The sequence below is a fragment of the Janibacter alkaliphilus genome (assembly GCF_013408565.1).
In the GTDB taxonomy this organism is placed as follows: Bacteria; Actinomycetota; Actinomycetes; order Actinomycetales; family Dermatophilaceae; genus Janibacter; species Janibacter alkaliphilus.
Genome location: NZ_JACBZX010000001.1, coordinates 932,879 through 959,775 on the forward strand (window position 1 = coordinate 932,879; position 26,897 = coordinate 959,775).

Genomic DNA, 26,897 nt, shown 5'->3' on the forward strand with positions numbered 1-26,897 from the left:
ACCTACCCCACCCAGAAGCCCCGGCCGCCGTACCAGTCCCCGAGGTGGCCGGTGTCGAAGCCGGTGCGTGAGCCGAGGTAGGAGCCGACCACCGCGGCCCCGAGGTCGTCCAGCTCCGGGGCGACCACCTGCCCATCGACCCGCCGCGCCATCGACTCGACGAAACGGGCCAGTCCGGCGTCCTCACCGAGCCGGAAGAAGGTGGTCTGCGCCCCCAGCCGCCGGGCCGTGTCCAGCTCGGTGACGGTGTGCGCCAGGGTCAGCGGGTGCGGCGGGTAGTCGAAGAAGGGGACACCCTCGGGCATGAGGTGGGCGGTCGGCTCCCCGTCGGTGACGACGAGCAGCACCGGCTGCGCGCTGGGGTGCTTGCGGAAGAAGCGGTTGGCCAGCAGCAGCCCGTGGTGCAGGTTGGTGCCCTTGTCGTACATCGCGTCCAGGCCGGTGAGCTCGTCGATCTCCATGACCTGCGCGTGCCGGCCGAAGGCGATGAGCTGCAGGTCGTCGCCGCGGAAGCGGGTGGAGATCAGCTGGTGCAGGGCGAGCGCGGTGCGCTTCATCGGCACCCACCGCCCGTCCATGGCCATGGAGAAGGAGGTGTCCACCAGCAGCGCCACCGCCGAGCGGGTGCGCGCCTCGGTCTCGGTGACCTCGACGTCCCGGATGTCGATGCGCAGCGACGCGGTCGGGTCGCCCCCTTCGGCGGCGGTGCGCTGCACCGCGTTGCCGACGGTGGCGGTGACGTCCCACGGCTCGGTGTCGCCGAACTGCCACTCCCGGGTGCCCCCGGTGCGCTCGCCGGCGGCGCCGGCCCGCCGGTCCTCGTGCTCGCCTCGGCGGTTGCTCAGCCGGGTGGTCGCCTCAGACAGCAGCGCCTTGCCGAGGCGGCGCATCGCCTTCGGCGAGAGCCGCAGGTCGCCGTCGGCGCCCCGACGCAGGTAGCCGCTCTCGCGCAGCGCCCGCTCCAGGTCCGACAGGGTCTTCGCGTCGACCACCGCGTCCTCGCCGAGCTGGCGCTGCAGCGCGTCCAGGTCGACGTCGTCCAGCCGCGCCCCCTGGTGGGCCTGGGCCAGCTGCTCGGCCAGCGCGTCCAGGTCGGCCAGGTCCTGCAGCGCACCGGTGCCGTCGCCCAGCCCGAGACCCTGGTCGCCCTCGAAGCGCTCGGAGCCGGACCAGTTCAGGTCGGGGCGCAGCGCCTGCAGGTTGCCGTCCATCCGGGCCAGCTGCTCCATGAGCTGGGGGCTGCCGAAGGCCTGGGCGGAGAGCTGCATGAGCTCCTCGCGCTGCTCCGGGGTCATCGACGCGAGCATCCGCTGGGCGGCGGCCGAGCGCTGCGCGAGCGCGTCGAGCAGCTCGTCGATGTCCTGCGGGTCCTCCGGGAAGAAGTCGCCGTGCCGGTCCATGAAGTCGGCGAAGTCCTGCGCGGTGTCCGTGCCGGCGGCGTGCTTCTCCAGCAGGTCGTTGAGGTCGGCGAGCATCTGCCCGACCTGCTCCCGGTCCTGCTCGGTGGCCCCCTCCAGGGCCTGCTTCATCCCGGCGAAGCGCTGCTCCAGCATCTCCCGGCCGAGCAGGTCCTTGATCTGCTCGTAGTCCGCACGCGCCTGCGCCGAGCGCCACTCGTAGTCGCCCAGCTCGCTGACCGCGGCCGCCGTCGAGTCCGGCAGCCCGTCCAGGCGCATCTGGGCGAAGGCGCGATCGGTGTCGTCCATCTCGACGTCCCGGGCGAGCTGCCCGCGCTCGGCGAGCACCGCCTGCTCCAGCAGCTGGCCGATCTCCTCCAGGGTGCCGCCGAGGTGGCTGCTCTCCAGCAGCTCGCGGCGCCGCTCGGCGACCCGCCGGGCCAGGTCGTCCAGGCCGCGCTGGTCCTGACCGCCGCGGCGCAGGAACTCGCGCATCGCCCGCTCCGGGGAGTAGCCGGCCATGACGTCCTCGCCGATGGCGTCCAGCGCCTCGGCGAGGTCGACCGGCGGCGCCAGCGGGTCCGGACCGCCGGTGAACCGGCCGTACCGCGACCGGTGCCGGGAGCCGTCGCGTCGCGCTGGGTCCCTGCCTGCCATGCCGGCCTCCTCAGCCGTAGACGACGCTCTCGCCGTCGCTGTCCTTGTCCACCTTGCGGGCCAGGTAGAGACCCTCCAGGGCGAGCTCGACCGCGCCGGCCCGCTCCCCCGGCGTGCTCGCCTGCAGCCGCTCGGCGACCTCGTCGTAGAGCGCGCCGTCGTCGTCGAGGTCGGGCAGCGCGGCCAGCACCTCGGCGGCGGTGACCCGCTCGCCGGTGGCGACGCTGGCGCCCCCTTCGAGCGCGGCGACCAGAGGCGCCAGGTCGATGCCGCGCAGGTGCTCACGCACCGCCTCCACGGTCGCGGTGCGCAGCAGGTGGGTGAGGATCGCCGCCTCGCGGCCCTCCTCGCCGGCCTCGAACTCGATCTTGCCGCCGAGCACGTCGACCGCGGTCTCGATGTCGACCAGCCGGGCCACCGGCTCGTCCTCGCCGCGCACGCTGGCGCGGTGCAGCGCCGACGCGGCGACGGTCTCGGCGCCGGCGATGGAGAATCGCGCCGACACCCCGGAGCGCTGGTCCACCGAGCCGGACTCGCGCAGGCCACGGGTGAAACGCGCCAGGATCTCGACGAGCACGTCCGGCACCTGGCCGACGAGGTCGGCCTCCTGCCGGACCACGGCCATCTCGTCGGCGAGCTCGATCGGGTAGTGGGTGCGGATCTCGGCGCCGAAGCGGTCCTTGAGCGGGGTGATGATCCGGCCCCGGTTAGTGTAGTCCTCCGGGTTGGCCGAGGCGACGACCAGCACGTCCAGCGGCAGCCGCAGCACGTAGCCGCGGATCTGGATGTCCCGCTCCTCCATGACGTTGAGCATCGCCACCTGGATCCGCTCGGCGAGGTCGGGCAGCTCGTTGATCGCGACGATGCCGCGGTGGCTGCGCGGGATGAGCCCGAAGTGGATGGTCTCGGGGTCGCCGAGGCGCCGCCCCTCGGCGACCCGCATCGGGTCGACGTCACCGATGAGGTCGCCGACCGATGTGTCCGGGGTGGCCAGCTTCTCGGCGTAGCGCTCCTCGCGGTGGCGCCAGAGCACCGGCAGCTCGTCGCCCAGCTCGGCGGCGCGGCGCCGGGACTCGTGGGTGATCGGCTCGTAGGGGTGCTCGCCGAGCTCGCTGCCCTCGATGACCGGGGTCCACTCGTCGAGCAGGCCGACGAGGCTGCGCAGCAGCCGGGTCTTGCCCTGGCCGCGCTCGCCGAGCAGGACGATGTCGTGCCCGGCGAGGATGGCCCGCTCCACCTGCGGGATCACCGTGCTGGAGAGGCCGTGCAGCCCGGGCCAGGGGTCCCGGCCGGCGCGCAGCGCGGCCAGCAGGTTCTCCCGGAGCTCGGTGCGCAGCGGGCGCTGCTCGTGCCCGGAGGCGCGCAGGTCACCGAGGGTGGCGGCCTGCGGCGGGGGCTCGGTGACGCTCGCGGTGGGGTGCGGGTGGCTGGTGTCCACGGTGTCGGTCACCTCTCGCACGCTACCCCGCGCACCTGGGCGGCTGCGGGGCCCCGTCGGTACCCCCTTCGCCCCGTACCCGTGGGGGTCGACCGGTGGCCCCAGGCAGGGTCGGCGCTCAGCCGCGACGTGCCCGCAGAGCGCCACGGGCCAGCGCGCCGGTGAGCACGATCATCACCGCCCAGACCACCATGCAGTAGGGGCACAGGGCGCCGATGACGACGATGCTCTGGTACATCAGCCACAGCACGAACGCGGCTCCGGCGAGGATCCCGCCGGCCAGTCCCAGCCAGTACCAGCGGGCGAGCCGGGCGCCGGCGAGCACCACCACGCCGGTGGTGAGCACGACCGCGAAGCCGACGAGGCCGAGGTAGGGGTTGGGGAAGCCGAAGGCGCTGGACTGCGCCGACTGCATGATCTGGGTGCAGCTGACGGTCTCGTTGACGCTGCAGCTCGGGACGTAGAAGGGGTTCTCCAGCAGGCGGTACTTCTCGTAGGAGAGGATCGCCGCGGCGGCCAGCCCGAGCGCCCCGCAGACCGTGAGCAGCCAGCCGGCGATCGGCCCCTTCGCCGGAGCGGTCACCCGATCGCCTCGCGGATCTGCGAGCGCAGGTCCTCCTGGCTCTCCGGCTGGAAGGGCTCGCCGTCGAGGAAGAAGGAGGGCGTCCCGGTGAGCCGCAGCTTCTCGGCGTCGGCGACGTCCGCCTCGACCCGCTCGGCGACCGCGTCGGAGGCCCGGTCCTGCTGCCACTGCTCCATGTCCAGCCCGATGGTCTCGGCCATCTCGACGAAGAGGTCGTCGACGGCACCCTCCTCCTGCTCGCCCCACTCCGCCTGGCGCTCGAAGAGCTGGCGGTACATCTCCTCCAGCCGCCCCTGCCGGGCCGCGGCCTCGGCGGCGTGGGCGGCCGGGCGCGAGTTGGCGTGGCCGTCGAGCGGGAGGTAGCGCAGCGCGTAGGTGAGCTCGCCGGCGAACTCCTCGCGGACCTGCTCGATGATCGGGAAGACCGCGCCGCACGACTCGCACTCGAAGTCGAGGAACTCCACGAGCACACCCTGGGTGCCGCCGGCGTCGAGCACGTGGCTCTCCGGACGCAGCCAGGTGCCGTAGTCGAGCCCCTCCGGGTGCTCCACCGGCGTGCCGGAGGCGGGGGCGGCGGACCCGGACGACGCGGACGATGCGTTCGAGCCCTGCCCCGACTCGTTGCCGCAGGCTGCCAGCAGCGCGGCGCCGCCGAGGATCCCGCCGGCGGACAGCGCGGTGCGGCGAGAGAGCAGGACGTCACGGCCAGGGGTCATCCGGTGGGTGCTCACGCGCACGAGGGTGCCGGGAGAACCTGGGAGCCGACTGAGCGACGCCGCGCGCTCACCGGCACGTGGTTCTCATGGGCGCGGGGTTCCCAGGGGGCGCAGGGTTCTCACGGGCACAGCGTTCTCATGGGCGCAGGGTCCTTACGGGCGCAGCGTGATCGCCTCCACCACGTGCTCGGCGATCGCCAGGCTCGAGGTCGCCGCCGGCGAGGGCGCGTTGCGCACGCTGGTGACCTGCGCGTCGCCGTCGATCCGGAAGTCGTCGAGCAGGGACCCGTCCCGGCCGACCGCCTGCGCCCGCACCCCGGCACCGGCGCGGCGCACGTCAGCGGGACCGATCTCGGGCACGTAGCGGCGGGCGCTGCGCAGGTAGGCGCGGGTGGACAGCGACCCGGCCACCTCGCGCACCCCGGTGCGCCAGTGCTGCCTCGCCAGCTGCCAGGTGCCGGGCCAGGCGAGGGTCTCGGCGAGATCTCCCGGGCGCGCGTCCCGGCGGCGGTAGCCCTCGCGCGCGGGGGCGAGCACGGCGTTCGGCCCGACCTCGAGGCCGCCGTCCACCCGCCGGGTCCAGTGCACCCCGAGGAAGGGGTAGCGCGGGTCCGGGACCGGATAGACCATCCCCCGGACGAGGTCGGCCTTGTCCGGGCAGACCTCGAGGTACTCCCCCCGGAAGGGGACGATCCGGGGGTCGGCCGAACCGCCGGCCAGGCGGCCCAGCCGGTCGGCCTGCAGGCCGGCGCAGAGCACGACATGGTCGGCCACCTCCGGCGAGGTGGTGCCGTCGGCGTCGGCGCAGCCGAGCAGCACCGACCCCGACCGCCGCTGCACCCCGGTCACCCGGGTGCCCAGGCGCACCCGCCCACCGGCGGCCCGCAGCTCCTGACCGAGCTGGTCGGCGACGGCGGTGTAGTCGGTGATCGCGGTGCGCGGCGAGTGCAGCGCGACCAGCCCGGTGGCGTGCGGCTCGATCTCGGCGATGCCGGCGCCCTCGACCCGGCGCAGCCCGGGCACCCGGTTGGCCTCGGCGGTGCGCTGCAGCGCCTCGAAGCAGCCCCGCTCGGTCTCGTCGACCGCCACGACGAGCTTGCCGCACTCGCGGTAGGGCAGGGCGTGCTCGGCGCAGTAGTCGGCCAGCAGGTCCCGGCCGCGGGCGCACAGCCGGGCCTTGAGGCTGCCCGGTCGGTAGTAGATGCCGGCGTGCACCACCCCCGAGTTGTGCCCGGTCTGGTGGGCGCCGAGGCGGTCCTCCTTCTCCAGCACGACGACCGCGGCGCCGGGGTGGCGGCGCACCAGCTCACGGGCCACGGCCAGCCCGACGATGCCGCCGCCGACGACGGCGACCCTGCGCTCACCCACGCCTCGCTCCCCCTTCGCCCTCGGTGCTGCTCCGTTGCGGTTCAGGCTACGGCCGGACGACCCGGTGAGCGGCCGGGGGACGTACCGTGCCGGGATGAGCGACTACTTCGCCGGGGACCCGCGCAGCCACCGTGAGCGGATGCTCGCCGGTGACCCCTACACCGACGGCGACCCGGACAACGCCCGCCTCTCCCGACGGGCGATCGAGCAGGCCGACGCCTACCACCGCACCTACGTCGAGCAGGGGGCCGAGGCGGCCCGTCCGCTGCTGGCCGACCTGCTCGGCACGCTCGGCGAGGGCACCCACGTCAAGCCCCCGCTCTACCTCGACTACGGCGGCCAGCTGCACCTCGGCGCGCGGACCTTCGTCAACTACGGGCTGGTCGCGCTCGACGTCGTCGACATCCGGATCGGCGAGGACTGCCAGATCGGGCCGAACGTGCAGCTGCTCGCGCCGACCCACCCGCTGGAGCCGCAGCCGCGGCGGGACAAGATCGAGGCCGGGTCCCCGATCACCATCGGCGACAACGTCTGGCTCGGCGGCGGCGTCATCGTCTGCCCCGGGGTGAGCATCGGCGACGACAGCGTCATCGGTGCCGGCGCGGTGGTCACCACCGACATCCCCGCAGGGGTCGTCGCCGTCGGCAACCCGGCCCGGGTGGTCCGCGAGCTCGACGGGCGCTCGCACCCGCCGGCCTGAGCGCACCCGCCGTCCGGGCGAGTCCGAGCGCACCCGCCGCCCGAGCCGGTCCGAAGCGCGCCCACCGGTCCGGGGGCGACCGAGCCGCTGCGGCGGGTAGGTTCGCAGGTAGCGGCCCCGCCTCGGGGCACGCACCCGGACCCAGCAGGAGACGACATGGCCCTCACCGCCCCGCGCGTGATGCACGCCCTGACCGCCGCCTACGGCGCCTACGCCATCGCCCGGCCCGACCACCTGGCCCGCGGCCTCGGCGAGACCCCGAACCCGCAGGCCCGGCGGCTCGCCCAGGCCCTCGGGGTACGGGACCTGGCCACCAGCGCGCTCGCCCTGAGCAGCTCGCCCGGCCTGGTCCGGGCCGCGACCGTGGCCCGGGTGGCCAGCGACCTCGGCGACGCGGCCTACCTCGGCTCCCGGGCCGGCGCGTCGTCGCGGCCGAAGATCCTCGGCGTCACCCTCGGCTGGGCCAGCCTCAACCTCGCCGCGGACCTGATCCACCGGCGGCGCTCGTGACCGCCCGCCGCACCCGCGCCGCGGCAGCGCTGGCGGCGACGGCGCTGCTCGCCTCCGGCTGCTCCCTGCTGGGCCTGGACGACGGCTCGTCCTCCTCGAGCTCCAGCGACGACGGCGGCGGCGCCCAGGACGCGCCCAGCAGCAGCCCGCAGGAGACCAGCGTGGAGACCTTCGACGTCGCCCCGGAGGGCCGCGACTGGGTGGTGCTCGTCGAGGACCCGGCGGACACCGGCGACGTCGCCGACGCCCTGCGCCAGGCCGACCTCGAGCTCACCTCGATCAACAGCGGCGTGGGGATGGTGACCCTGCGGACCACCGCCGAGGACGTCGCCGAGACCGCCGAGGGGATCGACGGGGTCACCGCGGCGGTCACCGACCGCAGCGTCGGCTGGAGCCCCAGCGACCCGGTCAGCCCCTCCCCGGACGGGGACCTGCAGCCGGCCACCGACCTGCCCTCCCCGCCCGAGGCCCCCGAGGGCGGCGACCCGCTGGACGGGTGGCTGTGGGGGCTGGACGCGATCTCCGCCTTCGAGGCCCGGGAGAGCACCAGCGGCCGCCGTGAGGTGCGGGTCGGGATCATCGACACCGGCGTGGACGCCAGCCACCCCGACCTGGCGCCGGTGCTCGACACCGGCCTGTCCAAGACCTTCGTCACCGACATCCCGGACATCGACGGAGAGTGCGAGCACGAGAGCTGCATCGACCCGGTCGGCGAGGACGGCGGCGGTCACGGCACCCATGTGGCCGGCACGGTGGCCGCGGCCAGCAACGGCCTCGGCGTCAGCGGGGTCGCCCCGGACGTGAGCATCGTCGACCTGCGGGCCGGCCAGGACGGCGGCTTCTTCTTCCTCGGCCCGTCGGTCAACGCGCTGACCTACGCCGCCGACCAGCAGCTCGACGTGGTCAACATGAGCTTCTACGTCGACCCGTGGCTCTACGCCTGCGAAGGGGGCGCCCCCGAGGACGACCCGGAGCAGGCGACCACCCAGGACGTGACCATCGAGCTGATGCGCCGGGCCCAGGACCTGGCGCACGAGCAGGGCGTGACGATGGTCGGCTCGGCCGGCAACTCCTCGGCCGACATGGCCGACCCGGGCACCGACGAGACCAGCCCGAACTACGGCGACGAGCCGCACAGCCGGACCATCGACCCGGAGAGCTGCTACGACCTGCCGGTCGAGGGGCCGCACGTCATCGGGGTCTCCTCGATCGACGAGGGCGGGTCGCTGTCCAGCTTCTCCAACTGGACCACCGAGCCGGACGGCGAGGACATCGAGGTGGCCGCGCCGGGCGGCGGCGCGGCGGTCAGCCCCCGCGGGGTGCTCTCGGCGACGCCGCGCTCGCTGGCCCGGGTGGAGGGCCTCGTCGACGACGACGGCCGCCTGACCCAGCTGGGCGTGGACGCCGGCTACGTCCGCGACTGCCCCGAGGGGATGGCCGAGGACGCACCGGACCCGGACCAGCGCTGCGGGCTCTACACCTACGCCCAGGGCACCTCGATGGCCTCGCCGCACGCCGCCGGGGTGGCCGCGCTGATCATCAGCGCCGAGGGTGACCGGATGGCGCCGGACGCGGTCCGCGAGCGCCTGCTCGGGACCGCCGCCGACCAGGCCTGCCCGAGCGGGACCGGCTCCGGCGGCCCGCGCTGCGTCGGCGATGCCGGGCGCAACGGCTTCGTCGGCGAGGGGGTCGTGGACGCGGCGGCCGCCGTGAGCTGACGGGCTCGTCGGCGCCCCAGGGACCACCGCAGCCTGGCCGGTCGAGCACGACCCGGCGCCCGCTCGTAGGCTGGCCAGGACTCGTCTCGAGGAGGTCATATGAAGCTCGCCGACCAGATCGTCGCCCAGCTCGTCGACGCCGGGGTGCGCCGCATCTACGGGATCGTCGGGGACAGCCTCAACCCGGTGGTCGACGCGGTGCGCCGCACCGGCGGGGCCGCGAAGGGCGGGATCGACTGGATCCACGTCCGGCACGAGGAGGCGGCCGCCTTCGCCGCGGCGGCCGACGCCCAGCTGACCGGGGAGCTCGCGGTCTGCGCCGGCTCCTGCGGGCCGGGCAACCTGCACCTCATCAACGGGCTCTACGACGCCAACCGCAGCCACGCGCCGGTGCTGGCGATCGCCTCGCACATCCCGAGCGCGCAGATCGGCACCGGCTACTTCCAGGAGACCCACCCCGACCGGCTCTTCGTCGAGTGCTCGGTCTACCGGGAGATGATCTCCTCGCCGCAGCAGTCCCCGCGGGTGGTCGCCTCGGCGATCCGGCACGCCGAGAGCCTGCGCGGGGTCGCGGTGCTCACCCTGCCCGGCGACCTCGCCGACGAGGAGGCCACCGCGCCCACCCCGGCCTACCGGCGGGCCGCCCGGCCGACGCTGGTGCCGGACGAGGCGGTGGTGACCGAGCTGGCCGAGCGGATCAACGCCGCCGGGCGGGTGGCCATCTTCGCCGGGGCCGGGGTGGCCGACGCCCACGACGAGGTGGTCGAGCTGGCCGGGCACCTGGGCGCCCCGGTCGGGCACTCGCTGCGCGGCAAGGACGCGATCCAGCACGACAACCCCTACGACGTCGGGATGACCGGGCTGCTCGGCTACGGCGCCGCGGCCGAGGGGATGAAGGACGCCGACCTGCTGCTGCTGCTCGGCACCGACTTCCCCTACGACCAGTTCCTGCCGGACGTCACCACCGTGCAGATCGACACCGCCGGCGAGGTCCTCGGGCGTCGCACCGAGGTGGACCTGCCGATCCACGCCGACGTGCGGGCCACCATCGCGGCCGTCCGACCGCTGCTGCAGCCCAAGGACTCCCGCTTCCTCGAGGCCACCCTGAAGCGGCACGAGAAGCTCATGACGAAGGCGGTCGGGGCCTACACCCACGACGTCGAGGACAAGACCCCGATCCACCCGGAGTACGTCGCCTCGATCCTCGACGAGGTGGCCGCCGAGGACGCGGTGATCACCGCGGACACCGGCATGTGCAACGTGTGGACCGCGCGCTACATCACCCCGAACGGTCGCCGTCGGCTCATCGGCTCCTACCTGCACGGCTCGATGGCCAACGCGCTGCCGCACGCGATCGGCGCGGCCGTGGCCCACCCGGGCCGGCAGGTGGTCTCGGTCTCCGGCGACGGCGGCCTGTCCATGCTGCTCGGCGAGCTCGTCACGGTGGCCGCCTACCGGCTCCCGGTGACCGTGGTGGTCTTCAACAACTCGACGCTGGGCATGGTCAAGCTGGAGATGCTCGTGGACGGGATGCCCGACTTCGGCGTGGACGTCCCGATGGTGGACTACGCGAAGGTGGGCGAGGCGCTGGGCTTCGAGGCCGAGCGGGTCGAGCAGCCGGGTGACGTGCGGGCCGCGCTGACCCGGGCCCTCGCCCACGACGGCCCGTCGCTCGTCGAGGTGGTCACCGACCCGATGGCGCTGTCCGTGCCACCGGCGATCACCGGCGAGCAGCTCATCGGCTTCGCCACCGCGATGAGCAAGGTGGTGCTCAACCGCGGCGCCGGCGAGGCGGTCGCGATGGCCCGCTCGAACCTGCGCAACATCCCCCGCTGAGCGCCCGCCGCGCTGGCTTGCTGGGGAGCCGCTCAGGCGTCGGCGGTGAGGTCGGCGACCCACTGCCGGAAGCGGGGGCAGGTGGCGACGTCGTGCGCCCGGCAGCCCATCGCGTGCTCGGTCATCGCCCGGGAGAGGCGCATCTGCTCCATCCGCCGGTCCAGCTCGTCGAGGTGGTCCTGCAGCACCTGGTGGCGACCGGGGGCGTCGCTGTCCAGGAGCACCCGGATCTGCTCCAGGCTCATCCCGGCGTCCCGGTTGCGCCGGATCGTCGCCACCCGGACGACGTCCGCTCCCCGGTAGCGACGCCGTCCGCCGCCGTCGCGCTCGGGGTCGAGCAGGCCCATCGACTCCCAGTGCCGCAGCACGTGCGTGGGCATGCCGAAGCGGGCGGCGACGTCACCGACCGACCAGCGCAGCTCGGGGAGGACGCTCTCGGGAGACGGGCTCCCGGCCGACCGGGGGCTCGGGTGACGCGCTCTGCGGGACCCGAGGCTCGGAACGGCTTGACTTCATGTCGACATGAAGTCAAGCGAGGTCGCGCTGACGCCCGAGCCGGTCTGAGGCTCCGCGGGCATCGGGCGGCGGGGCTAGGGTCGCTCCATGAGCGCACGCGACGACGCGATCGAGGTCACCGTCCCCCCGTCCGGCACCGGCTGCGCGGACTGCCTGGCCACCGACGACGGCTGGTGGGTGCACCTGCGGCGGTGCGCGACCTGCGGGCACGTGGGCTGCTGCGACAGCTCCCCCGCCCAGCACGCCTCGCACCACGTCGCCAGCACCGGCCACGCGGTCGTGCAGAGCTTCGAGCCCGGGGAGGACTGGTTCTTCGACTACGACGAGGAGCAGGTCTTCCGCGGGCCGACCCTGGCCGACCCGACCAGCCGTCCGGAGGAGCAGGGCATGCCCGCCCCCACCGACCGCGTCCCCGACGACTGGCGCTCCCACCTCCACTGACCCCGCCAGTCACCAGAGCCTTTATCGGGTAACCCGATAATCGCTCGCTCTCGGGGGAAGGCTTCTCCGGGGAACGAGAGGTTCTCGACGGCAGCGCGCTCCGCCTTGCCGAAGGGGCGGGCGTCCGTCACCGAGTCCTGCCCCCGCCGCCCCGGGCGGCGTACCGCGTCCGGTTCGGCTCACCCCTTCGGCGGCAGACCGCGGACGTAGCCGACGCCGATCCGCACCAGACGGGCCAGCTCGTCGTCGCCCAGAGCCACCTCCGGGTCGATGTCCGACCAGCCGCGGATCGGTCCGCCACGCATCACCGTCGGCGCGAGCAGCGGGTCGGGAGAGTCGTCCGCCGGGTCGTGCCGCACCATGAGGCCGCCCTTGCTGTCCGCGGCGACCGCCATGTGACCGTCGAGCATGAACCCGAGCCCGCCGAACATCCGGCGCTCGGTCAGCCCCGGCTCGTCGGCCAGCAGCGCCCGGACCCGGTCGGCGATCTCCTCGTCGTGCGCCACGGCTAGGCCCGCTCCACCGTCGCCAGCCGGGCGGCCAGCACGAGGTACCCGGCGGCGAAGACGCGCTGCACCCGCCGCACCACCGCCGGCCGGGTGATGACGTGCTCGCGCATGAGCGCGGCGCACCAGCCGTACCCGATGAAGACGATGAGGGTGAGCGCCATGAAGACCCCGCTGAGGGCCAGCATCTGCGTCAGCTCGCCGCGCCCGGGGGTGACGAACTGCGGGAGGAAGGCGAAGAAGAAGAGGGTGAGCTTCGGGTTGAGCAGGTTGGCCAGCACCGCGGTGACCACCAGCCGCCGCGCCGAGGTCGGCGCCACCTGACCGTCGACGGCGATCTCGCCACGGTCCCGCCAGGTGGCCCAGGCCATCCACAGCAGATAGGCGATGCCGGCGATCTTGAGCATCTCGAAGGCGGTGCCGCTGGCCCGCAGGAGCGCCGCGGTGCCGGTGATCGCCGCCACGAGGTGCGGCACGATGCCGAGGGTGCAGCCGAGCGCGGTGATGGTCGCCGGACGTCGCCCGCCGCGCAGGCCGGCCGCCATGGTGAGCACCACACCGGTCCCGGGGGTGGCGACGATCGCCAGCGACGTGAGGAAGAAGGCGAGGTCCATCGGGGCTCCTGCGCAGGTCGGGTGCTCCCGACCCTAGCGACGCATCGACCCGCGCGCGGGCCAGAGCCGCAGGACGATCCGCTGGAGCGCGAGCCGATGGCCGCATCCGGGTGGCAGCGGCGCGCCTCAGCCGCAGCCGACGTCCTCGACGACGGCCTCCGTGCACCCCTGACGGGCGATCGCCGCGGCGAGCACCCGGCGCAACGCGGCCACGTCGTCTGCCCCGAGGTCGGCGACCCAGTCCGCCTCGATCTCGGCGAAGAGGCGCCGCACGGTGCGCTGCGCCTCCTCCCCGGCCGGGGTGAGGGTGAGCAGCCGGGCCCGTTGGTCCGCAGGATCTGGCCTGACCGCGATGTAGCCGCCGCGCTCGAGCTGGCCGATCTGCTGGCTGACCGCCTGCTTGCTCATCCCGCACGGCTCGACGAGCTGCGAGGCGCGGGCGGGCCCGGTCGTGAGGTGACGCAGGACGGTCCGGGAGTGCGCCAGCGTGACCCCGGGCAGACCCGCCGCGGCCAGACGGCGCTCGAACTCCAGGACGAAGGCATCGTGCGCCCCGCCGAGCAGCGCCACCAGGGGCAGCCCGTCGACGACCTGATCCCCGCTCATGCCCTCCACGATACGGGAACACGTCAAGCGTCTTGACTTGTTCTTCGTGACGGCCGTACGTTGGTCAAGCAAGTTGACCATCTTCACCGCCCGACGAGCAGCACAGCGCCGTGAGCTCGCCCCCTTCCTCTCGACAGGAGCGCTCATGCACGTCCTCGCCATCGTGGGCAGCACCCGCGCCGCCTCCACCAACCGCCGGCTCGCCGAGACCGCGCTAGCCCAGCTGCCCGAGGGCAGCACCGGCAGCATCAGCGAGCTCCCGGCCCACCTCCCCTTCTACGACGAGGACGTCGACTCCGCCGGCGCCCCCGACGCGGCGACCCGGCTGCGCGCCGAGGTCGGCGAGGCCGACGCCGTGCTCCTGGTTACCCCGGAGTACAACGGCGGCATGTCCGCGGTCGCCAAGAACGCCATCGACTGGCTCTCCCGCCCCTTCGGCGACGGCATCATCAAGGGCAAGCCGGTGCTCGTGCTCGGCGCCACGATGTCCGCACGCGGCGCGCAGTGGGCCCGGGAGGAAGCGGTGAAGTCGGTGACCATCGCCGGCGGCCTGCCGCTGCAGCGCCACCTCGGGGTCCCCTCGGCGTTCGAGGCCTTCGACGAGGACGCGCTGCGCGAGCCGGAGCTGCACGACGACCTGCGCACCCTCGTCGGCGACCTGCTGACCGCCGCCGCAGAGAGCCGGGAGCCGGCCGGGGTCTGACCTCGTCAACCACCGCCAAGGGGTACCGACCGTGACGGTCGGCACCCCCTTCTCCGCAACTGCCCGGGCAAATTGCACCTCCGCCTCGCAACTGCCCGGGCAAATTGCACCTCCCCCTCGCAACTGCCCGGGCAGTTGCGCAGCACCGCTCGCATCCACCCGGGTGAACGCGAAGGGGGTGGGGTCGCCGGGGCCTCCGAGGGGTCGCGCAGAGCCTGGTCAGATCGTTGAAGCATCCCTCACCGCCATACCCCGGACCTGCGGCGCCGCCGTGGCTACCGTCGGGTAGGACCGGCGTCAACGACGACGTCGGCAGATCCAGGGAGAGCACCCCATGCGCCTGACCACCCGAGCCATGAAGGTCGTGGTCGCCACAGCCGCGACCACCGCCTTCGTCGCGCTGTCGCCCGCCTCGGCGAGCGCCGCCACGACCTACGACACCGGTGAGGGCTACGGGCCCTACAAGATCAGCTTCCTCGCCGCCACCATCTACAGCCAGGGGTACCCCGACAAGCAGCCGCAGGGCGTCAACGACTGGGGCTGCACCCCGGACGACCCGCGCAAGCAGCCGGTGGTCCTCGTGCACGGCACCTACGCCAACCAGTACAACAGCTTCGCCCGGATGGCCCCCGAGCTGGACTGGGACGGCTACTGCGTCTACGCCTTCAACTACGGCATGGACGACGACTCCCTGGTCGCCCAGTTCCCCGGCATCTACGGCACCACCGGGCTGTCCGCGAACGCCAGCGAGCTGGAGGCCTTCACCGACGAGGTCATGCAGCGCACCGGCGCCAGCGAGGTCGACATGGTCGGCTGGAGCCAGGGCGGCACCCTCATCAACGACTACCTCAAGCGCCGCGGCGGGGACACCGTCGACGACGCCGTGACGCTCGGCGCCACCCACCACGGCACCACCCTGCTCGGGCTGGGCAACCTCGCCGACGACGTCGGCCTGGACAACGTCCGCGCCGGCCTCGGCCAGGCCGCGGTCGACCAGGTGCGCGACTCGGAGTACATCGCCCAGCTCAACGCCGAGGGCGACACCGTCGCCGGGGTCGACTACACGGTGATCGCCACCCGCTACGACGAGGTCTCCACGCCGTACAGCGCGACCTTCCTCGAGGCGGTGCCGGGTGCGAACGTCGACAACGTCACCCTGCAGAACGGCTGCTGGCTCGACAAGAGCGACCACCTCTCGATGATGTACAGCCCACGGGCGATCGACATCACCCGCAAGGCGCTCGACCCCGACGGACGCGGCTACCTGCGCTGCCGGCTCAACCTGCCGATCGTCTGACCGGCGGGACCGACAGGTCGAGCACGACCGCCGACCGCTGACCCTCGGAGGGTGAGCGGTCGGCGGTCTGTGCTGTGTGGTCTGTGCTGTGCGCTCTGTGCTCGGTGGACCGGCCCACATCCCAGCCGGGACAGGTGCAGGGCCAGCCGCGTCCGGTCCCCCTGGTGCAGCTTGCGCAGCAGCATCGAGACGAGGTTCTTCACCGTGCCGTGGCTCAGGTGCAGCGCGCCGGCGATCTCGGCGTTGCTCGCCCCGGTCGCCACCAGGCGCGGCCACCTCCCGCTCGGTCGGCGTGAGCGCGGCGAGCGGGTCCTGCGGCGGCGAGGCGGCCACCGCGCGCCGCACCAGGTCGGGGTCGTCGAAGGTGGTGAGCACCACCACCGGCACCTCCGGGTGGTCCTGGGCGCAGGCCGCCACCAGCCCGGGGCCGTCGAGCACCGGCATCCGGGCGTCGGAGAGCACGACGTCGGGGCGCACCCCGTTGACGACGGCCAGCGCCTCGCGGCCGTCAGCCGCCTCGCCGACGACCTCGACCCCGTCCAGGGTCGCCAGCACGAGACAGATCCCGCGCCGCACCAGCTCCTGGTCGTCGACGACGACCACCCGCGTCGGGCTCATCGCGTCGACCGTCCCTGGTCGACCCCGCGCCGGAGGCCGCCACCGAAGACGTCGGTCCGGCGGCGACCGGCTGGTCGGGGACGACCACGGCGAGCCGGCGGCCCCCTTCGGGCGGATCGGTGGAGGTGAGGCTGCCGCCGAGGTCCTCGACCCGGGCCCGCATCGCGGTCAGGCCGAATCCCTCGGCGGCACCTCCCACCCCCCGGCCGTCGTCGGTCAGCTCCAGCCGGACCCCGCTCCCGTCACGCCGCACCTCCAGGTGGGCGTGCTCGGCTCCGCTGTGCCGCACGACGTTGGTGAGCCCCTCCTGCACGCACCGGTAGACCACGAGCGCCTGCGCCGTCCCCAGGTCCTCCACGTCGGCATCGACGTCCACGGCGAGCCCGGTCCCGCGGAAGCGTTCGGCGATCGGCTGGAAGGCCTGGCAGTCGCTGAGCTCGCTGAGCGGCACCGGGCTCAGCGCCCGCACCCAGGTGCGCATCTCCTGCAGCGCCTCCCCGGTCGCCTGCCGGACCTCGGCGACGCTGGCCCACGCCTGCTCCGGGTCCCGCTGCTGGAGCCGCTGGGCGCCGTCGAGCAGCAGCCCGATCCCGGTGAGCCGGTGCCCCAGGCCGTCGTGCAGCTCGGCCGCCGCGCGGGTGCGCTCCTGGGCGAGGACGAGCTCCTGGGTGGTGCGGTGCTGGGTGGTGCGGTGCTGGCTGCGGCGCCAGGTCACCCACAGGGCCAGCATGAGCAGCACCGCCGCGGCGAAGGCCCACGGCTGCCAGGTCGGGGCCTCCGGGTCGCCGACGAGGAGGACCACGACGGGCACCTGCAGCGCGACCGCCCCCACGAGCAGCGCGTCGAGGATGCGCAACGCTCGCGGCTCGTCGATCACCCCGCCACCGTAGGCCGGTCAGGCCCGGCAGGACCCATGACCAGGGTCATGGGTTCGGGTCGTCCGCGGTCACGACGGGTCGTGACGGTCAGGAGGCGCGCGCCGGCGCCACCCGGGAGGATGGTTGATCCACGAGCACACCGACCGCCTCCGCCACCCCCCTCCGACTCGTCCTCCCGCAGCGCTGACCTGGTCACCGACCAGTCCGCCGGCGCCACCTCCCCCCGCTGGCCCGCCTGGGCCCGCGTCCTCGGCGTCACCGTCCTCTTCTTCGTCGCGATGTTCGCCTCGGCACTCCTCCTCATGCCGGTCGCCGAGCTCTTCCCGAAGACCGCCTCCGGCGAGGCCGTCGTCAAGATCCTCGGCCACGTCTTCTTCGGCGTGCTGCTCGTCGCGGCGATGGCCGTCTTCGTCCACCGGGTCGAGGGTCGCCCGCTGTCCTTCAGCGGTTTCGTGCTCACCCGGTGGAGCCTGCCGCTGCTGCTGCTCGGCGCGGTCGCCGCCGGCGTGGTCCAGCTGCTGGCCGTCGTCCCCGCGGAGGCTCTCGGCGAGGTCGCCGAGACCGAGCCCTTCGGCGCCGGCGCGCCCGTGCTGCTGGTGACGATCATGGCGATCACCCAGGCGCTCTTCCTGCAGGGGCTGCCCGAGGAGCTCGTCTACCGCGGCTACATGATCTCCACCCTGCGGGCCCGCCCGCTGGTCGCGGTGGTCGTCAGCACGCTGGTCTTCACGCTGCTCCACCTCCTCTCCGGCGGCGGCCAGGAGGGCGCGGTCGAGATGGTCCTCTACCTGGCGACCCCCTTCGGCTTCTCCCTCTCCGCGGCCGGTCTGGCCCTGCTGTGCGGCTCGGTGTGGCCGGCGGTCGGGGTGCACGCCGGATTCCACTGGGCCTGGATGATCGGCTCCCAGATGGGCCTGGGCGACGGGCCGGGCATGTGGGTGGCCTGCGGGATCGGGCACACCATCATCGGGATCGTCGCCCTGACCGTCTGGTACCGCCGCGGCGCCCGGATCGACTACCACCGCTGACCCGCCACCGGGTGAGGCCGCCGACGCACCCCACGGGGTGCGTCGGCGGCTCGCGTGCGGGGCGCTGATGTCTGGGCGGGATGCGAAGGTGGGCGGCGTGGAGGAGATCCCCGGCGACGCCCCCGACGAGACCCACGAGACCGTGGACCGGCTGCACCCGCTGCTGGCACGGCGGTGGAGCCCGCGCGTCTTCGACCCGGCGCACGAGCTGACGGAGGCGGACGTCGACCTGCTGCTGGAGGCGGCACGCTGGGCGCCGTCGGCGGGCAACAGCCAGCCGTGGGCCTTCCACGCCGCCCGGCGCGGGACGCCCGAGCATGCCGCGCTGGTGCCCCTGCTCGCCGGCAGCTCGGCCCCGTGGGCGAGCACCGCGTCGCTGCTCCTGGTCAACCTGTGCCACGAGCTGGTCGAGGACACCGACTGGGAGTACAGCGAGTTCTCCCGCTACGACCTGGGGCAGGCGGTCGCCCACCTGACCATCCAGGGCGAGGCGATGGGGCTGGCCTGCCGGCAGTTCCGCGCCTTCGACCGGGACGCGATCACCGCGCTGCTGGACGTGCCGGAGCACTGGAGCGTGCTGACGATGGCCGCGGTCGGACGGCCGGCGCCGGAGGCCGAGCGTGGGCCGCGGGCGAGCACCCGGACGACGCAGGTCACCTGGCCGCGGGAGGACGACCGGTGACCTCCCGGGTCAGGCCACCGGCAGGTGCAGCCCGACCCCGACGAGGGTGACGCCCCGTCCGTCGTCCTCGTAGCCGCTGCGCACCAGCGCCTCCTGGGCGGTCGCCCAGAGCGCTGGCTCGTCCCGGGTAGGGCGCTCCAGCGGCACCGGCACCTGCACCGACTGGTCGTCGTCGAAGCGGACGTGCACGTCGACCCGGGTGGGCTCGCGGGGATCGTCGGCCAGACGCTGCAGCGCCCGGTCGAGGTTCTCGCGCAGCGACCGCTCGATCACCGAGCGCTGCCGGGTGGCCCGGCCCAGCGAGCGCTGCGAGGAGACGGATCGGCGCGGCCCGGGCAGCCGGATGGTGGCGTCGTCCGTGCCGTCCCGGATCGTGATCAGACGCCGAGCCATCGCGCGAGCGACCCGGGCCTCGACCAGGCCGTCCTCGCTCCAGCCCACCAGATCCGCGACCCGGGCGATCCCGACCTCGGCGAGCTTGTCGGTGGTCACCGGCCCGACGCCCCAGAGGTCGGCGACCGGCAGCCGGGGCCGCACCCGGGCCTCGGTGGCCGCGTCGACGACCACGAGCCCGTCCGGCTTGGCCCGGCGGCTGGCGAGCTTGGCGAACAGCTTGGCTCGGGCCACCCCCGCAGAGACCGGCAGCCCGAGCTCGGCCCGGGCCCGGCGGCGCAGGTGCTCGGCCACCCGGCCGGCCTCGTCGATCGAGCCGCCGTCGAGCGCGCTCACGTCGAGGAAGGCCTCCTCCATCGAGCCGGGCTCGACGAGGTCGGTGGCCTCGCGGAAGAGGGCGAAGAGCTGGCCGCTGACCTCCTCGTAGACCTCGCCGCGCAGCTCGGTGACGGCCAGCTGCGGCCAGCGCCGCAGCGCGTGCCGCAGCGGCGTGCCGGCCCGCACCCCCAGCGCCCGCGCCTCATAGCTGGCGCAGGCGACCACCTGCTCGCCGACCACCATCGGCCGCCCGCGCAGGTGCGGGTGGTCGCGCTGCTCCACCGACGCGAAGAAGGCGTCGGCATCGGCGTGGATGATCACCCCGCCAGGCTGGCACCCGGCACCGACAGCACCCCGGTCACCGGGACTCCCCCCGTCGCACGCCGCGCAGCGTCACAGCCGGGCGCGCAGCCACCCCGGTCCCTGGACCTGGGCCGGGGCCACCTGCTCCGCCAGCGCCCGGTCGGCGGTGACCACGACGACCGACGACCCGCCCTGGACGGCCAGCGCGGCCTGCCGGGCGATCTCCGGGTCCCCTTCGCCCGGGGCGTGCACCACCCGGTGCAGCGCACCGGAGGCCGACGGGCCGTAGAGGCCCTCGGGCACCCCGCCCTTCGCCCTCCCCTCGAGCACGAGGACGACGACGTCGGCCGCCAACGGGGCGGCGTAGAGCTGCTCGTGGAGCCGTCGAGCGGCGCCCTCGCGGTCCTTCCACCATCCGTCCGGCCGGGAGCCGACGACGTTGGCTCCGTCGACGACGAGCACGTCCGCGGGCTGGTCCGGCCGGTGGTCGCTCATCCGGGTCACGGTAGCGACGAACCGTGCCCGGTCGTCGGCGGCGGCCCCTAGGGTGGCGGCTGCCCGCGCAGAACCCCAGCGACGCGACCGACCAGACCACCCACGAGACCACCGAGACCGACGAGAAGGAGGCGCGAGCGTGCTGCCGAGCCTCGGCCCGAACCTGCCGCTGGCCGCCGCGAGCAGCGGGGACGGCCCCTCGCTGCCGGTCTACCTGGCGCTCGTGCTCGCGCTGGCCGTGGCCTGCCAGTGGGCCGCCTGGGCGCTGCGGATCCCCTCGCTGCTGCTGCTCCTGATCGTCGGCTTCGGGCTCGGCCAGTGGGTGACCGCCGACGACGTGCTCGGCACCGACGCGCTCTTCTCGGTGACGACGATCGCGGTGGGGATCATCCTCTTCGAGGGCAGCCTGTCGCTGCGGCTGCGCGAGCTGCGCGGGATCTCCGGGCCGGTGGTCCGGCTGTGCTCGAGCGTGGTGGTGCTCGCCTGGGCTCTGCTCACCGCGGCGGGTCTCGTCGTCGGCATCGACTGGCGGCTGGCGCTGCTGCTCGGCGCGATCCTCGCCGTCACCGGGCCGACCGTCATCAACCCCGATCCTGCGGCAGATGCGCCCCACCCGACGGGTGTCCTCGCTGCTGCGCTGGGAGGGCATCGTGGTCGACCCGATCGGGGCCATCCTCGCGGTGCTCGTCTTCCAGGCGATCGTCGCCGGCCGCGAGGGTGACCCGGCGCTGGCCATCGCCGGGACCCTGGGGATCACCCTGCTCGTCGCGCTGGCGCTGTCCGTGCCGGTGGCGCTCGCGCTGGGTTTCGCGGTGCGCCGGCACTGGGTGCCGGACTATCTGCAGGGGGTGCTGTTCCTCGCCGTGGCGGTCGCCACGCTGGTCGCCTCGAACGCCGTCGCCAGCGAGTCCGGGCTGCTCACCGTCACCGTCCTCGGCATCGTGCTGGCCAACCAGCCCGGGCTGGAGCTGCACCACGTCCGCGAGTTCAAGGAGCACCTGCAGGTGCTGCTCGTCGGCGTGCTCTTCGTGCTGCTCGCCGGCCGGGTGAGCCTGGACGCGGCCCTCGACGTCGCCCCGCAGGCGCTCGCCTTCGTCGCGCTGGCGATCCTGCTGGTCCGGCCGGTGAGCATCGGCCTGGACCTGCTCGGGACGTCCGCCACCCGCCAGGAGCGCACCCTGCTGGCCTGCATGGCTCCTCGGGGCATCGTCGCCGCCGCGGTGGTGAGCATCTTCGCCCTCGAGCTCGGTCACGGGGCGGAGGCGGTGCGCGAGGAGGCGGCCACGGCCACCGACCCGGCGGAGGCCGCCGAGCTGACCGACCGCGCCGACGCCCTGGCCGCGCTGGGCACCGAGGCCGAGGGGCTGGTGCCGCTGGTCTTCATCCTCATCGTCGTCACCGTCGCCGTCTACGGGCTCGGCATCGGTCGGCTGGCCGAGCGCCTCGGGCTGGCCAGCACCTCGCCGCAGGAGGTGCTCTTCGCCGGGGCCGACCGCTGGGTCGTCGAGGCGGCCGAGCAGCTGGAGCGGCTGGAGGTGCCGACGATGATCGTGCACGACCGCTACCCCGAGCTCACCCCCGCCCGGATGGCCGGGATCCGCACCGTGACGACGAACATCGTCAGCGAGTTCGCCGTCGAGGATCTCGAGCTCGGCGGGCTGGGCCACTTCGTCGGCGCCACCGCGGTGGACTCGACCAACTCCACCGCCGCCCGGGAGTTCGCCCACATCTTCGGCCGGACCGGCGCCTGGCAGCTGCGCCGGGACGACGACCCGGAGGGCGAAGGGAGCCACCGTCGCCAGCCCGCCGCGCACCTCGTGGCGCGCTACCCCTTCGCCCCGGCGCCGACCCGGGAGGAGATGCTCGCCCGCAGCCGGGAGGGGATGACGGTGCGGCGGACGACGCTGACCCGGGAGTACTCGCTGGAGCGCTTCCGCGAGCTGCACCCTGACGCGGTGCTGCTCTTCACCCACAGCGAGGGGCGGCTGAGCGTCGTCACCGAGGACTCGTCGGTGCCGGGCCCTGCACGGTGCTGATCGCGCTCATGCCGCAGCGCGACGTCGAGCAGCGCGCCGAGCGGCGGGCCCGCCGCGAGAGCGGGCCGCGCAGCACCTGATGCCGGTCGTGCCCGCAGGTTGCCGCACCATCCAGCACCCGCCCCTGCACCACCATCCGCCCCCGCCCCACCACCCGCGCTGACGTATGGCGACACGCGGTAAGCCCCGGCCGATGGACGGCGTGTCTCCATACGTCAGCGTGGTCGTGCTCCGTCAGTCAGTCAGCCCGAAGGCGTCCAGCAGCACCGCCACGTGATGCTCGAAAAGCTGGTGCGGCCGAGAAAAGCGCGTAGGCGTTGATCGGGGCGACCTCGCTGAGCTTGGCGACGACGGTGTTGCCCGCGGCGAGCGCCGGCGCGACCTTGGCGACGATCTGGTGCAGCGGGTAGTTCCACGGGGTGATCGAGGCGACGACGCCGATGGGCTTCTTGATGACCAGCGAGTTGAAGACCTGCCGCTCGAAGGGGTAGCCCAGCGCGATCTCCGCGGTGGCCGACAGCGACATCAGCGGCAGCCCCACCTGGACGACGTTGCTCGTCGCGTAGGGCATGCCCATCTCCTGGGCGACGATGGTGGCGATCTCGTTCTGTCGCCGGCTCAGCTCCTCGGCGGCGAGCTTGAGGTAGCCGACCCGCTCGCTGACGTCGAGGGCGGCCCAGCCGGGGAAGGCGGCCCGGGCGGCCTGCACGGCGAGGTCGACCTCCTCGGCGGTGCCGGCCGGGACGGTGGCCAGGACGGACCCGTCGCTGGCGTTGGTGACCGTGAGGGTCTCGGTGCCGGTGGCCTCACGCCACTGACCGTTGATGAAGTGTGCGGTGCGCGAGCTCATCGGCGCCTCCTCGTCGTTGGGGTGGTGCCCTTGAATCCTTCGTCACCGAGGAGACAGCGACAATGTGCGGCCGCCACGACTTGCCCTGCTCGTCCGGGCAGCCGCACTCCCCTTCGACCTGCACAAACCTAGGACTGTCGCCCCGGCCCGGCTGCGCGCGCGGTCCGGGACGACAGTCCTAGGTTTGTCGCCCTTGCGGGCTCAGCTCGGGTAGCGCTGCGACCGGATCGAGGCGAACTCCCCGAGCAGGCTCGGGTCGTCGAGGGTCTCCGGGTTGGCCACCTTCGTCGCGTCCATGCCCTGGAGGATCCGCTTGACCGGGACCTCGAGCTTCTTGCCGGTCTTGGTGTGCGGCACCCCGCGCACCTGGACGATCTCGTCCGGCACGTGCCGCGGCGAGGCCTTCTCCCGGATCGCGGTGCGCAGCCGGGTGGTCAGCTCCTCGTCGAGCTCACGGTCGTCGGCGAGGACGACGAAGAGCGGCATCCAGTAGGAGCCGTCCTCCTGCTCAGCGCCGATGACCAGGGCCTCGGTGACCTCCGGCATGGTCTCGACGGCGGCGTAGATGTCGGCGCTGCCCATCCGGATGCCGTTGCGGTTGATCGTGCTGTCCGAGCGGCCGTGGATGATCACCGAGCCGCGGTCGGTGATGGTGATCCAGTCGCCCTGGCGCCAGGCCCCGGGGTAGGTGGAGAAGTACGCGTCGCGGTAGCGCTCGTGCCCCTCGTCGCCCCACAGCCCGAGCGGCATCGACGGCATCGGCCGGGTGATGACCATCTCGCCGACGTCCTCGCGGACCGGGCGGCCCTCCTCGTCCCAGGCGTCGAGCGCCACGCCGAGGCAGGGCGCGGAGATCTCGCCGGCCCAGATCGGCAGGGTCGGGGCGCCGCCGACGAAGCCGCTGGCGATGTCGGTGCCGCCGCTGAGCGACCACAGCGGCGCCGGGGTGACCGCCTCCTGGACCCAGCGGTGGCTGTGCGGGGATAGCGGTGAGCCGGTCGAGCCCATCGACTGCAGCGCGGAGAGGTCGTGCTGCTCCCCCGGTCGCAGGCCGGCACCCTCGCTGGCCACGAGGTAGCCCGGCGAGATCCCGAGGAAGGTCACCTTCTCCTCGGCCGCGACCTCCCAGACCCGGTCCGGGGTGTGTCCCTATGGGTTTCGTCAAGCGGCGGTGGCGGGGCGGGGCTGGTAGGGGGTGCCGTCGCGGAGCATGGCGTAGATGACGTCGCAGCGTCGTCTGGCCAGGCAGATCAGCGCGGCGTTGTGCTTCTTGCCTTGGGCTCTTTTGCGGTCGTAGTAGGCGCGTGAGGTCGGGTCGGACAGTGCGGCGAACGCGGCGAGGAACATGGCGCGTTTGAGGTTCTTGTTGCCGGCTCGGGAGGGGTGCTCGCCGCGGATGGAGGAGCCTGATCTGCGGGTGACTGGAGCCAGTCCGGCGTAGGCGGCCAGGTGGCCCGGCGTGGGGAAGCTCGACCCGTCGCCGACCTCGAGGAGGATCCGCGCTCCGGTCCTGACCCCGATGCCGGGCATCGAGGTCAGGACCGCGGCAAGAGGGTGCGCATCGAGCATCCCCTCGACCTGCGTGGCGGCCTGCTCGCGTTGAGCCAGCAGCGAGGTCAGCTGGTCGGCCAGTTGGGGCAGGACCAGCTCGGTGGCCCGGGTGCCGGGCACGGTCACGCTCTGCTCGTCCAGCGCGGACATGATCGCTTCGACGATCGCGTGGTGGCTGCGTGGAGCCCGCGCCCGGACCGCTGCAGCGATCCGGCGTTTGCCTGCTTGACGTAGGCCGGTCGGTCCACCGAAGCGGCGGAGCAGTTCCAGGATCGCCTTGTGGTGCAACTTGCCGCCGATAGCCCGTTCGAGGGCGGGGTGGATCTGGGTGAGCAGCCCGTGGATGCGGTTGGTCACCCGGGTGACCTCGGCGGCCAGGTCGTCGTCGAATCCGACGATGACTTCCAGGTCGGCTAGGGCTTCGTCGCCGGTGTCGACCCGCCGCAGGGCGTGCGGCATCGACCGTGCCGCTTCAGCGATCACGTACGCGTCGCGGGCATCGGTCTTGGCGTTGCCCGGGTGCAGGTCAGCGATCCTGCGCATGGCCAGCCCGGGAAGGTAGGCCACGTCCACGCCCACATCGCGCGCGACCGTGACCGGCAGTGCGCCGATCGAGGCGGGCTGGTCGACCACGACGAGCACGGGCCCGTGCTCGCTCAGCTGCTCGAACAGGCCCCCCAGGGCGTGCTCGTCCTGCGGCAACGGCTTGTCGTGCACCCGTCGCCCGTCAGGGTCGAGAGCGGTGGCGTGGTGCTCGCCCTTGCCCACGTCCAACCCGAGGAACACCGCGTACCCATGATCTGCTGATGGCTCTTCCATGACGGGCCTCCTTGCCCCACGCGGACAGTGATCATGCTGGCCGCGGTCAGGCGTCAGCAGCCGGCAGCCACGTTACGAAGAGACCACCCGTTCGGGGGTCGTGTCCCTATCAGCGGTCAGACCGACGCCACCAGGCCCGGTGACAACACCCCCCGGATCATCGACGAGACAGGGGCGGTCAGTCATGCCGGACCCAGCGACCAACACCCCCATCATCGAGGGCACGAAGAAGGTAACGGGGGCGACCGGGGAGCCGTCGAAGGCGACGACCGCGGCGCCGGTGGCCAGCGCGCACACCTGGATGTTCCACATCACCCAGCTCGGCGAGGTGTACCAGAAGAAACGGTCCTCCCCCGTGATGTCGAACTGCAGCTGCAGCTGCTTGAGCTGCTCCAGCAGCACCCCGCCGTGGCTGTGCACCAGGCCCTTGGGCAGGCCGGTGGTGCCGGAGGAGTAGAGGACCCACAGCGGGTGCTCGAAGGGGACCGCCACCGGTTCGACGTCGCCGGGGCCCTGGGCGACGACGTCGTCCCAGGAGATGACCCCCTCCGGGGTGTCCAGGCCGACGTGGTCGACGAGCACGACGTGCTGGACGGTGGGCAGACCCTCCCGGATCTCGGCCAGCGCGGGGCGGCGGTCGACGACCTTGCCGCCCCAGTGGTGGCCGTCGGCGACGACGAGCACGGTCGGCTCGAGCTGGGCGAAGCGGTCGACGACCGCGCCGGGTGCGTAGTCCTGGCCGACGCCGCTCCAGACGGCGCCGACGGAGGCGGCGCCGAGCAGGGCGGCGACCCCTTCGGGGGTGTTCGGGAGGTAGCCGACGACCCGGTCACCGGCCCCGACCCCGAGCTCGGTCAGGGTCCGGGCGAAGGAGAGCGCCTGGTGACGCAGCTCGGCGCGGGTGAGGCTGGTGCGCTCACCGGACTCGCAGACCCCGATGACGGCCTCCTGGTCGGGGTCGCCCTGGGCGAGCAGGTAGCTGGCGAAGCTCAGCTCGGCGCCGGGGAACCACCGGGTGCCGCCGGGCATCTGCTCACCGTCGAGCACGGTGTCGTACGGGGTGGCGTGCTCGTCGAGGCGGAACCAGTCCCACACCTCGGCCCAGAAGCCGGCGAGGTCGTCGACGGACCACTGCCACAGCGCGTGGTAGTCGGTCGGGTCGATGCCGTGCCGCTCGGCGACCCCGCGCTGGAAGCCCAGCAGCGAGGGCTCCGGCTCGGGGTCCGTCGGCGGGGTCCACAGCGGGGCGTCGGTCTCCTGGGCAGACATCGTCGTCGGCCTCCTCGTCATCGCAGGTGCTGGTCCGAAGGTGGGCGGAGC

At 73.6% G+C, this 26,897-nt stretch carries 28 protein-coding genes and 2 pseudogenes; 11 read left to right on the plus strand and 19 right to left on the minus strand.

Going from position 1 to position 26,897, the window contains the following annotated elements; genetic code table 11:
* Positions 1 to 2: 2 nt before the first annotated feature.
* The 5 genes from BJY28_RS04465 to lhgO all read right to left on the minus strand — a co-directional run bounded on the left by BJY28_RS04465 (position 3) and on the right by lhgO (position 6,159).
* Positions 3 to 2,054 carry a vWA domain-containing protein gene (locus BJY28_RS04465; protein WP_179461939.1) on the minus strand — a complete coding sequence of 684 codons (2,052 nt, stop codon included), beginning with the start codon at positions 2,052 to 2,054 and terminating at the stop codon, positions 3 to 5.
* Positions 2,055 to 2,064: 10 nt separating this feature from the next.
* On the minus strand, positions 2,065 to 3,504 hold the full coding sequence (locus BJY28_RS04470) for a MoxR family ATPase (RefSeq protein WP_425485696.1): 1,440 nt from the start codon (positions 3,502 to 3,504) through the stop codon (positions 2,065 to 2,067).
* A gap of 106 nt (positions 3,505 to 3,610) precedes the next feature.
* Positions 3,611 to 4,075: a vitamin K epoxide reductase family protein gene (locus tag BJY28_RS04475; protein WP_179461940.1), complete on the minus strand. Its 465-nt coding sequence runs from the start codon at positions 4,073 to 4,075 to the stop codon at positions 3,611 to 3,613.
* The gene (locus tag BJY28_RS04480; protein ID WP_343036958.1) at positions 4,072 to 4,806 is read right to left on the minus strand and encodes a DsbA family protein; all 735 of its coding nucleotides are present in this window, start codon (positions 4,804 to 4,806) and stop codon (positions 4,072 to 4,074) included. Before BJY28_RS04480 ends, BJY28_RS04475 begins: the two co-directional genes overlap by 4 nt.
* A gap of 138 nt (positions 4,807 to 4,944) precedes the next feature.
* Positions 4,945 to 6,159: an L-2-hydroxyglutarate oxidase gene (gene lhgO, locus BJY28_RS04485; protein ID WP_179461941.1), complete on the minus strand. Its 1,215-nt coding sequence runs from the start codon at positions 6,157 to 6,159 to the stop codon at positions 4,945 to 4,947.
* Between the two features lie 94 nt (positions 6,160 to 6,253).
* On the opposite strand from lhgO, the gene BJY28_RS04490 reads away from it, so the two are divergent.
* The 4 genes from BJY28_RS04490 to BJY28_RS04505 all read left to right on the plus strand — a co-directional run bounded on the left by BJY28_RS04490 (position 6,254) and on the right by BJY28_RS04505 (position 10,923).
* Complete coding sequence (locus BJY28_RS04490; RefSeq protein WP_179461942.1) at positions 6,254 to 6,859, plus strand: sugar O-acetyltransferase; 606 nt, start codon at positions 6,254 to 6,256, stop codon at positions 6,857 to 6,859.
* A 156-nt stretch (positions 6,860 to 7,015) separates the two neighbouring features.
* Positions 7,016 to 7,369, plus strand: coding sequence for a hypothetical protein (locus BJY28_RS04495; RefSeq protein WP_179461943.1), 354 nt, complete (start codon positions 7,016 to 7,018; stop codon positions 7,367 to 7,369).
* Positions 7,366 to 9,087, plus strand: a complete 1,722-nt coding sequence (locus BJY28_RS04500; RefSeq protein ID WP_179461944.1) for a S8 family serine peptidase — start codon at positions 7,366 to 7,368, stop codon at positions 9,085 to 9,087. The genes BJY28_RS04495 and BJY28_RS04500 overlap by 4 nt, the downstream gene beginning before the upstream one ends.
* A 99-nt stretch (positions 9,088 to 9,186) precedes the next feature.
* Positions 9,187 to 10,923, plus strand: a complete 1,737-nt coding sequence (locus tag BJY28_RS04505; protein ID WP_179461945.1) for a pyruvate dehydrogenase — start codon at positions 9,187 to 9,189, stop codon at positions 10,921 to 10,923.
* A 32-nt stretch (positions 10,924 to 10,955) separates the two neighbouring features.
* Here BJY28_RS04505 and BJY28_RS04510 read toward each other — a convergent pair whose 3' ends face one another.
* Positions 10,956 to 11,342: a MerR family transcriptional regulator gene (locus tag BJY28_RS04510; protein ID WP_281366986.1), complete on the minus strand. Its 387-nt coding sequence runs from the start codon at positions 11,340 to 11,342 to the stop codon at positions 10,956 to 10,958.
* 184 nt (positions 11,343 to 11,526) lie between these two features.
* Here BJY28_RS04510 and BJY28_RS04515 point away from each other — a divergent pair, with 184 nt between their 5' ends.
* A complete protein-coding gene (locus tag BJY28_RS04515; RefSeq protein WP_179461947.1) occupies positions 11,527 to 11,880 on the plus strand; it encodes a UBP-type zinc finger domain-containing protein in 354 nt (117 codons plus the stop codon).
* A 179-nt stretch (positions 11,881 to 12,059) separates the two neighbouring features.
* Here BJY28_RS04515 and BJY28_RS04520 read toward each other — a convergent pair whose 3' ends face one another.
* The 3 genes from BJY28_RS04520 to BJY28_RS04530 all read right to left on the minus strand — a co-directional run bounded on the left by BJY28_RS04520 (position 12,060) and on the right by BJY28_RS04530 (position 13,606).
* Positions 12,060 to 12,386 carry a TfoX/Sxy family protein gene (locus tag BJY28_RS04520; RefSeq protein ID WP_179461948.1) on the minus strand — a complete coding sequence of 109 codons (327 nt, stop codon included), beginning with the start codon at positions 12,384 to 12,386 and terminating at the stop codon, positions 12,060 to 12,062.
* 2 nt (positions 12,387 to 12,388) lie between these two features.
* Positions 12,389 to 13,000 carry a LysE family translocator gene (locus tag BJY28_RS04525; RefSeq protein WP_179461949.1) on the minus strand — a complete coding sequence of 204 codons (612 nt, stop codon included), beginning with the start codon at positions 12,998 to 13,000 and terminating at the stop codon, positions 12,389 to 12,391.
* 126 nt (positions 13,001 to 13,126) lie between these two features.
* Positions 13,127 to 13,606, minus strand: coding sequence for a MarR family winged helix-turn-helix transcriptional regulator (locus tag BJY28_RS04530; RefSeq protein ID WP_179461950.1), 480 nt, complete (start codon positions 13,604 to 13,606; stop codon positions 13,127 to 13,129).
* Positions 13,607 to 13,679: 73 nt separating this feature from the next.
* On the opposite strand from BJY28_RS04530, the gene BJY28_RS04535 reads away from it, so the two are divergent.
* Both BJY28_RS04535 and BJY28_RS04540 read left to right on the plus strand, forming a co-directional pair.
* Positions 13,680 to 14,309 (plus strand): NADPH-dependent FMN reductase, encoded by a 630-nt coding sequence (locus tag BJY28_RS04535; protein WP_218875179.1) that lies wholly within the window; start codon positions 13,680 to 13,682, stop codon positions 14,307 to 14,309.
* Positions 14,310 to 14,643: 334 nt separating this feature from the next.
* A complete protein-coding gene (locus BJY28_RS04540; RefSeq protein ID WP_218875182.1) occupies positions 14,644 to 15,606 on the plus strand; it encodes an esterase/lipase family protein in 963 nt (320 codons plus the stop codon).
* Here the strand turns inward: BJY28_RS04540 and BJY28_RS16070 are convergent.
* From BJY28_RS16070 to BJY28_RS04550, 3 genes and pseudogenes are all read right to left on the minus strand, one after another.
* Complete coding sequence (locus BJY28_RS16070) at positions 15,570 to 15,869, minus strand: response regulator transcription factor (protein WP_343036959.1); 300 nt, start codon at positions 15,867 to 15,869, stop codon at positions 15,570 to 15,572. The two genes, BJY28_RS04540 and BJY28_RS16070, sit on opposite strands and share 37 nt — an antisense overlap.
* Before the next feature lie 124 nt (positions 15,870 to 15,993).
* Positions 15,994 to 16,224 (minus strand): annotated as a pseudogene (locus tag BJY28_RS16075) (response regulator transcription factor); the annotation flags it as partial.
* Entirely contained in the window at positions 16,115 to 17,101 is a 987-nt protein-coding gene (locus BJY28_RS04550; protein ID WP_179461951.1) for a histidine kinase, read from the minus strand. The gene BJY28_RS04550 and the pseudogene BJY28_RS16075, both read right to left, overlap by 110 nt.
* Before the next feature lie 120 nt (positions 17,102 to 17,221).
* On the opposite strand from BJY28_RS04550, the gene BJY28_RS04555 reads away from it, so the two are divergent.
* Together BJY28_RS04555 and BJY28_RS04560 are read left to right on the plus strand one after the other, a co-directional pair.
* Entirely contained in the window at positions 17,222 to 18,130 is a 909-nt protein-coding gene (locus BJY28_RS04555) for a CPBP family intramembrane glutamic endopeptidase (RefSeq protein ID WP_179461952.1), read from the plus strand.
* Between the two features lie 97 nt (positions 18,131 to 18,227).
* Positions 18,228 to 18,812 carry a nitroreductase family protein gene (locus BJY28_RS04560; RefSeq protein WP_218875184.1) on the plus strand — a complete coding sequence of 195 codons (585 nt, stop codon included), beginning with the start codon at positions 18,228 to 18,230 and terminating at the stop codon, positions 18,810 to 18,812.
* Between the two features lie 9 nt (positions 18,813 to 18,821).
* On the opposite strand, the gene BJY28_RS16750 is transcribed toward BJY28_RS04560, so the two are convergent.
* Both BJY28_RS16750 and BJY28_RS04570 read right to left on the minus strand, forming a co-directional pair.
* The gene (locus tag BJY28_RS16750; RefSeq protein ID WP_179461954.1) at positions 18,822 to 19,844 is read right to left on the minus strand and encodes a Y-family DNA polymerase; all 1,023 of its coding nucleotides are present in this window, start codon (positions 19,842 to 19,844) and stop codon (positions 18,822 to 18,824) included.
* 72 nt (positions 19,845 to 19,916) lie between these two features.
* Positions 19,917 to 20,321, minus strand: coding sequence for a hypothetical protein (locus BJY28_RS04570; RefSeq protein ID WP_179461955.1), 405 nt, complete (start codon positions 20,319 to 20,321; stop codon positions 19,917 to 19,919).
* Positions 20,322 to 20,460: 139 nt separating this feature from the next.
* On the opposite strand from BJY28_RS04570, the gene BJY28_RS04575 reads away from it, so the two are divergent.
* Positions 20,461 to 21,042, plus strand: coding sequence for a cation:proton antiporter domain-containing protein (locus BJY28_RS04575; protein WP_179461956.1), 582 nt, complete (start codon positions 20,461 to 20,463; stop codon positions 21,040 to 21,042).
* On the plus strand, positions 20,924 to 22,357 hold the full coding sequence (locus BJY28_RS04580; RefSeq protein ID WP_179461957.1) for a cation:proton antiporter: 1,434 nt from the start codon (positions 20,924 to 20,926) through the stop codon (positions 22,355 to 22,357). The genes BJY28_RS04575 and BJY28_RS04580 overlap by 119 nt, the downstream gene beginning before the upstream one ends.
* Before the next feature lie 238 nt (positions 22,358 to 22,595).
* Here the strand turns inward: BJY28_RS04580 and BJY28_RS04585 are convergent, their stop codons facing one another.
* From BJY28_RS04585 to BJY28_RS04600, 5 genes and pseudogenes are all read right to left on the minus strand, one after another.
* The gene (locus BJY28_RS04585) at positions 22,596 to 23,207 is read right to left on the minus strand and encodes an aldehyde dehydrogenase family protein (RefSeq protein WP_179461958.1); all 612 of its coding nucleotides are present in this window, start codon (positions 23,205 to 23,207) and stop codon (positions 22,596 to 22,598) included.
* A gap of 201 nt (positions 23,208 to 23,408) precedes the next feature.
* The gene (locus BJY28_RS16080) at positions 23,409 to 23,984 is read right to left on the minus strand and encodes an AMP-binding enzyme (RefSeq protein ID WP_343037159.1); all 576 of its coding nucleotides are present in this window, start codon (positions 23,982 to 23,984) and stop codon (positions 23,409 to 23,411) included.
* Positions 23,979 to 24,335: pseudogene (locus tag BJY28_RS16085) on the minus strand (acetoacetate--CoA ligase); the annotation flags it as partial. The pseudogene BJY28_RS16085 and the gene BJY28_RS16080, both read right to left, overlap by 6 nt.
* A gap of 33 nt (positions 24,336 to 24,368) precedes the next feature.
* Positions 24,369 to 25,577: an IS110 family RNA-guided transposase gene (locus BJY28_RS04595; RefSeq protein ID WP_179461960.1), complete on the minus strand. Its 1,209-nt coding sequence runs from the start codon at positions 25,575 to 25,577 to the stop codon at positions 24,369 to 24,371.
* 72 nt (positions 25,578 to 25,649) lie between these two features.
* Positions 25,650 to 26,846 carry an AMP-binding protein gene (locus tag BJY28_RS04600; RefSeq protein ID WP_179461961.1) on the minus strand — a complete coding sequence of 399 codons (1,197 nt, stop codon included), beginning with the start codon at positions 26,844 to 26,846 and terminating at the stop codon, positions 25,650 to 25,652.
* Between the last annotated feature and the right edge of the window lie 51 nt (positions 26,847 to 26,897).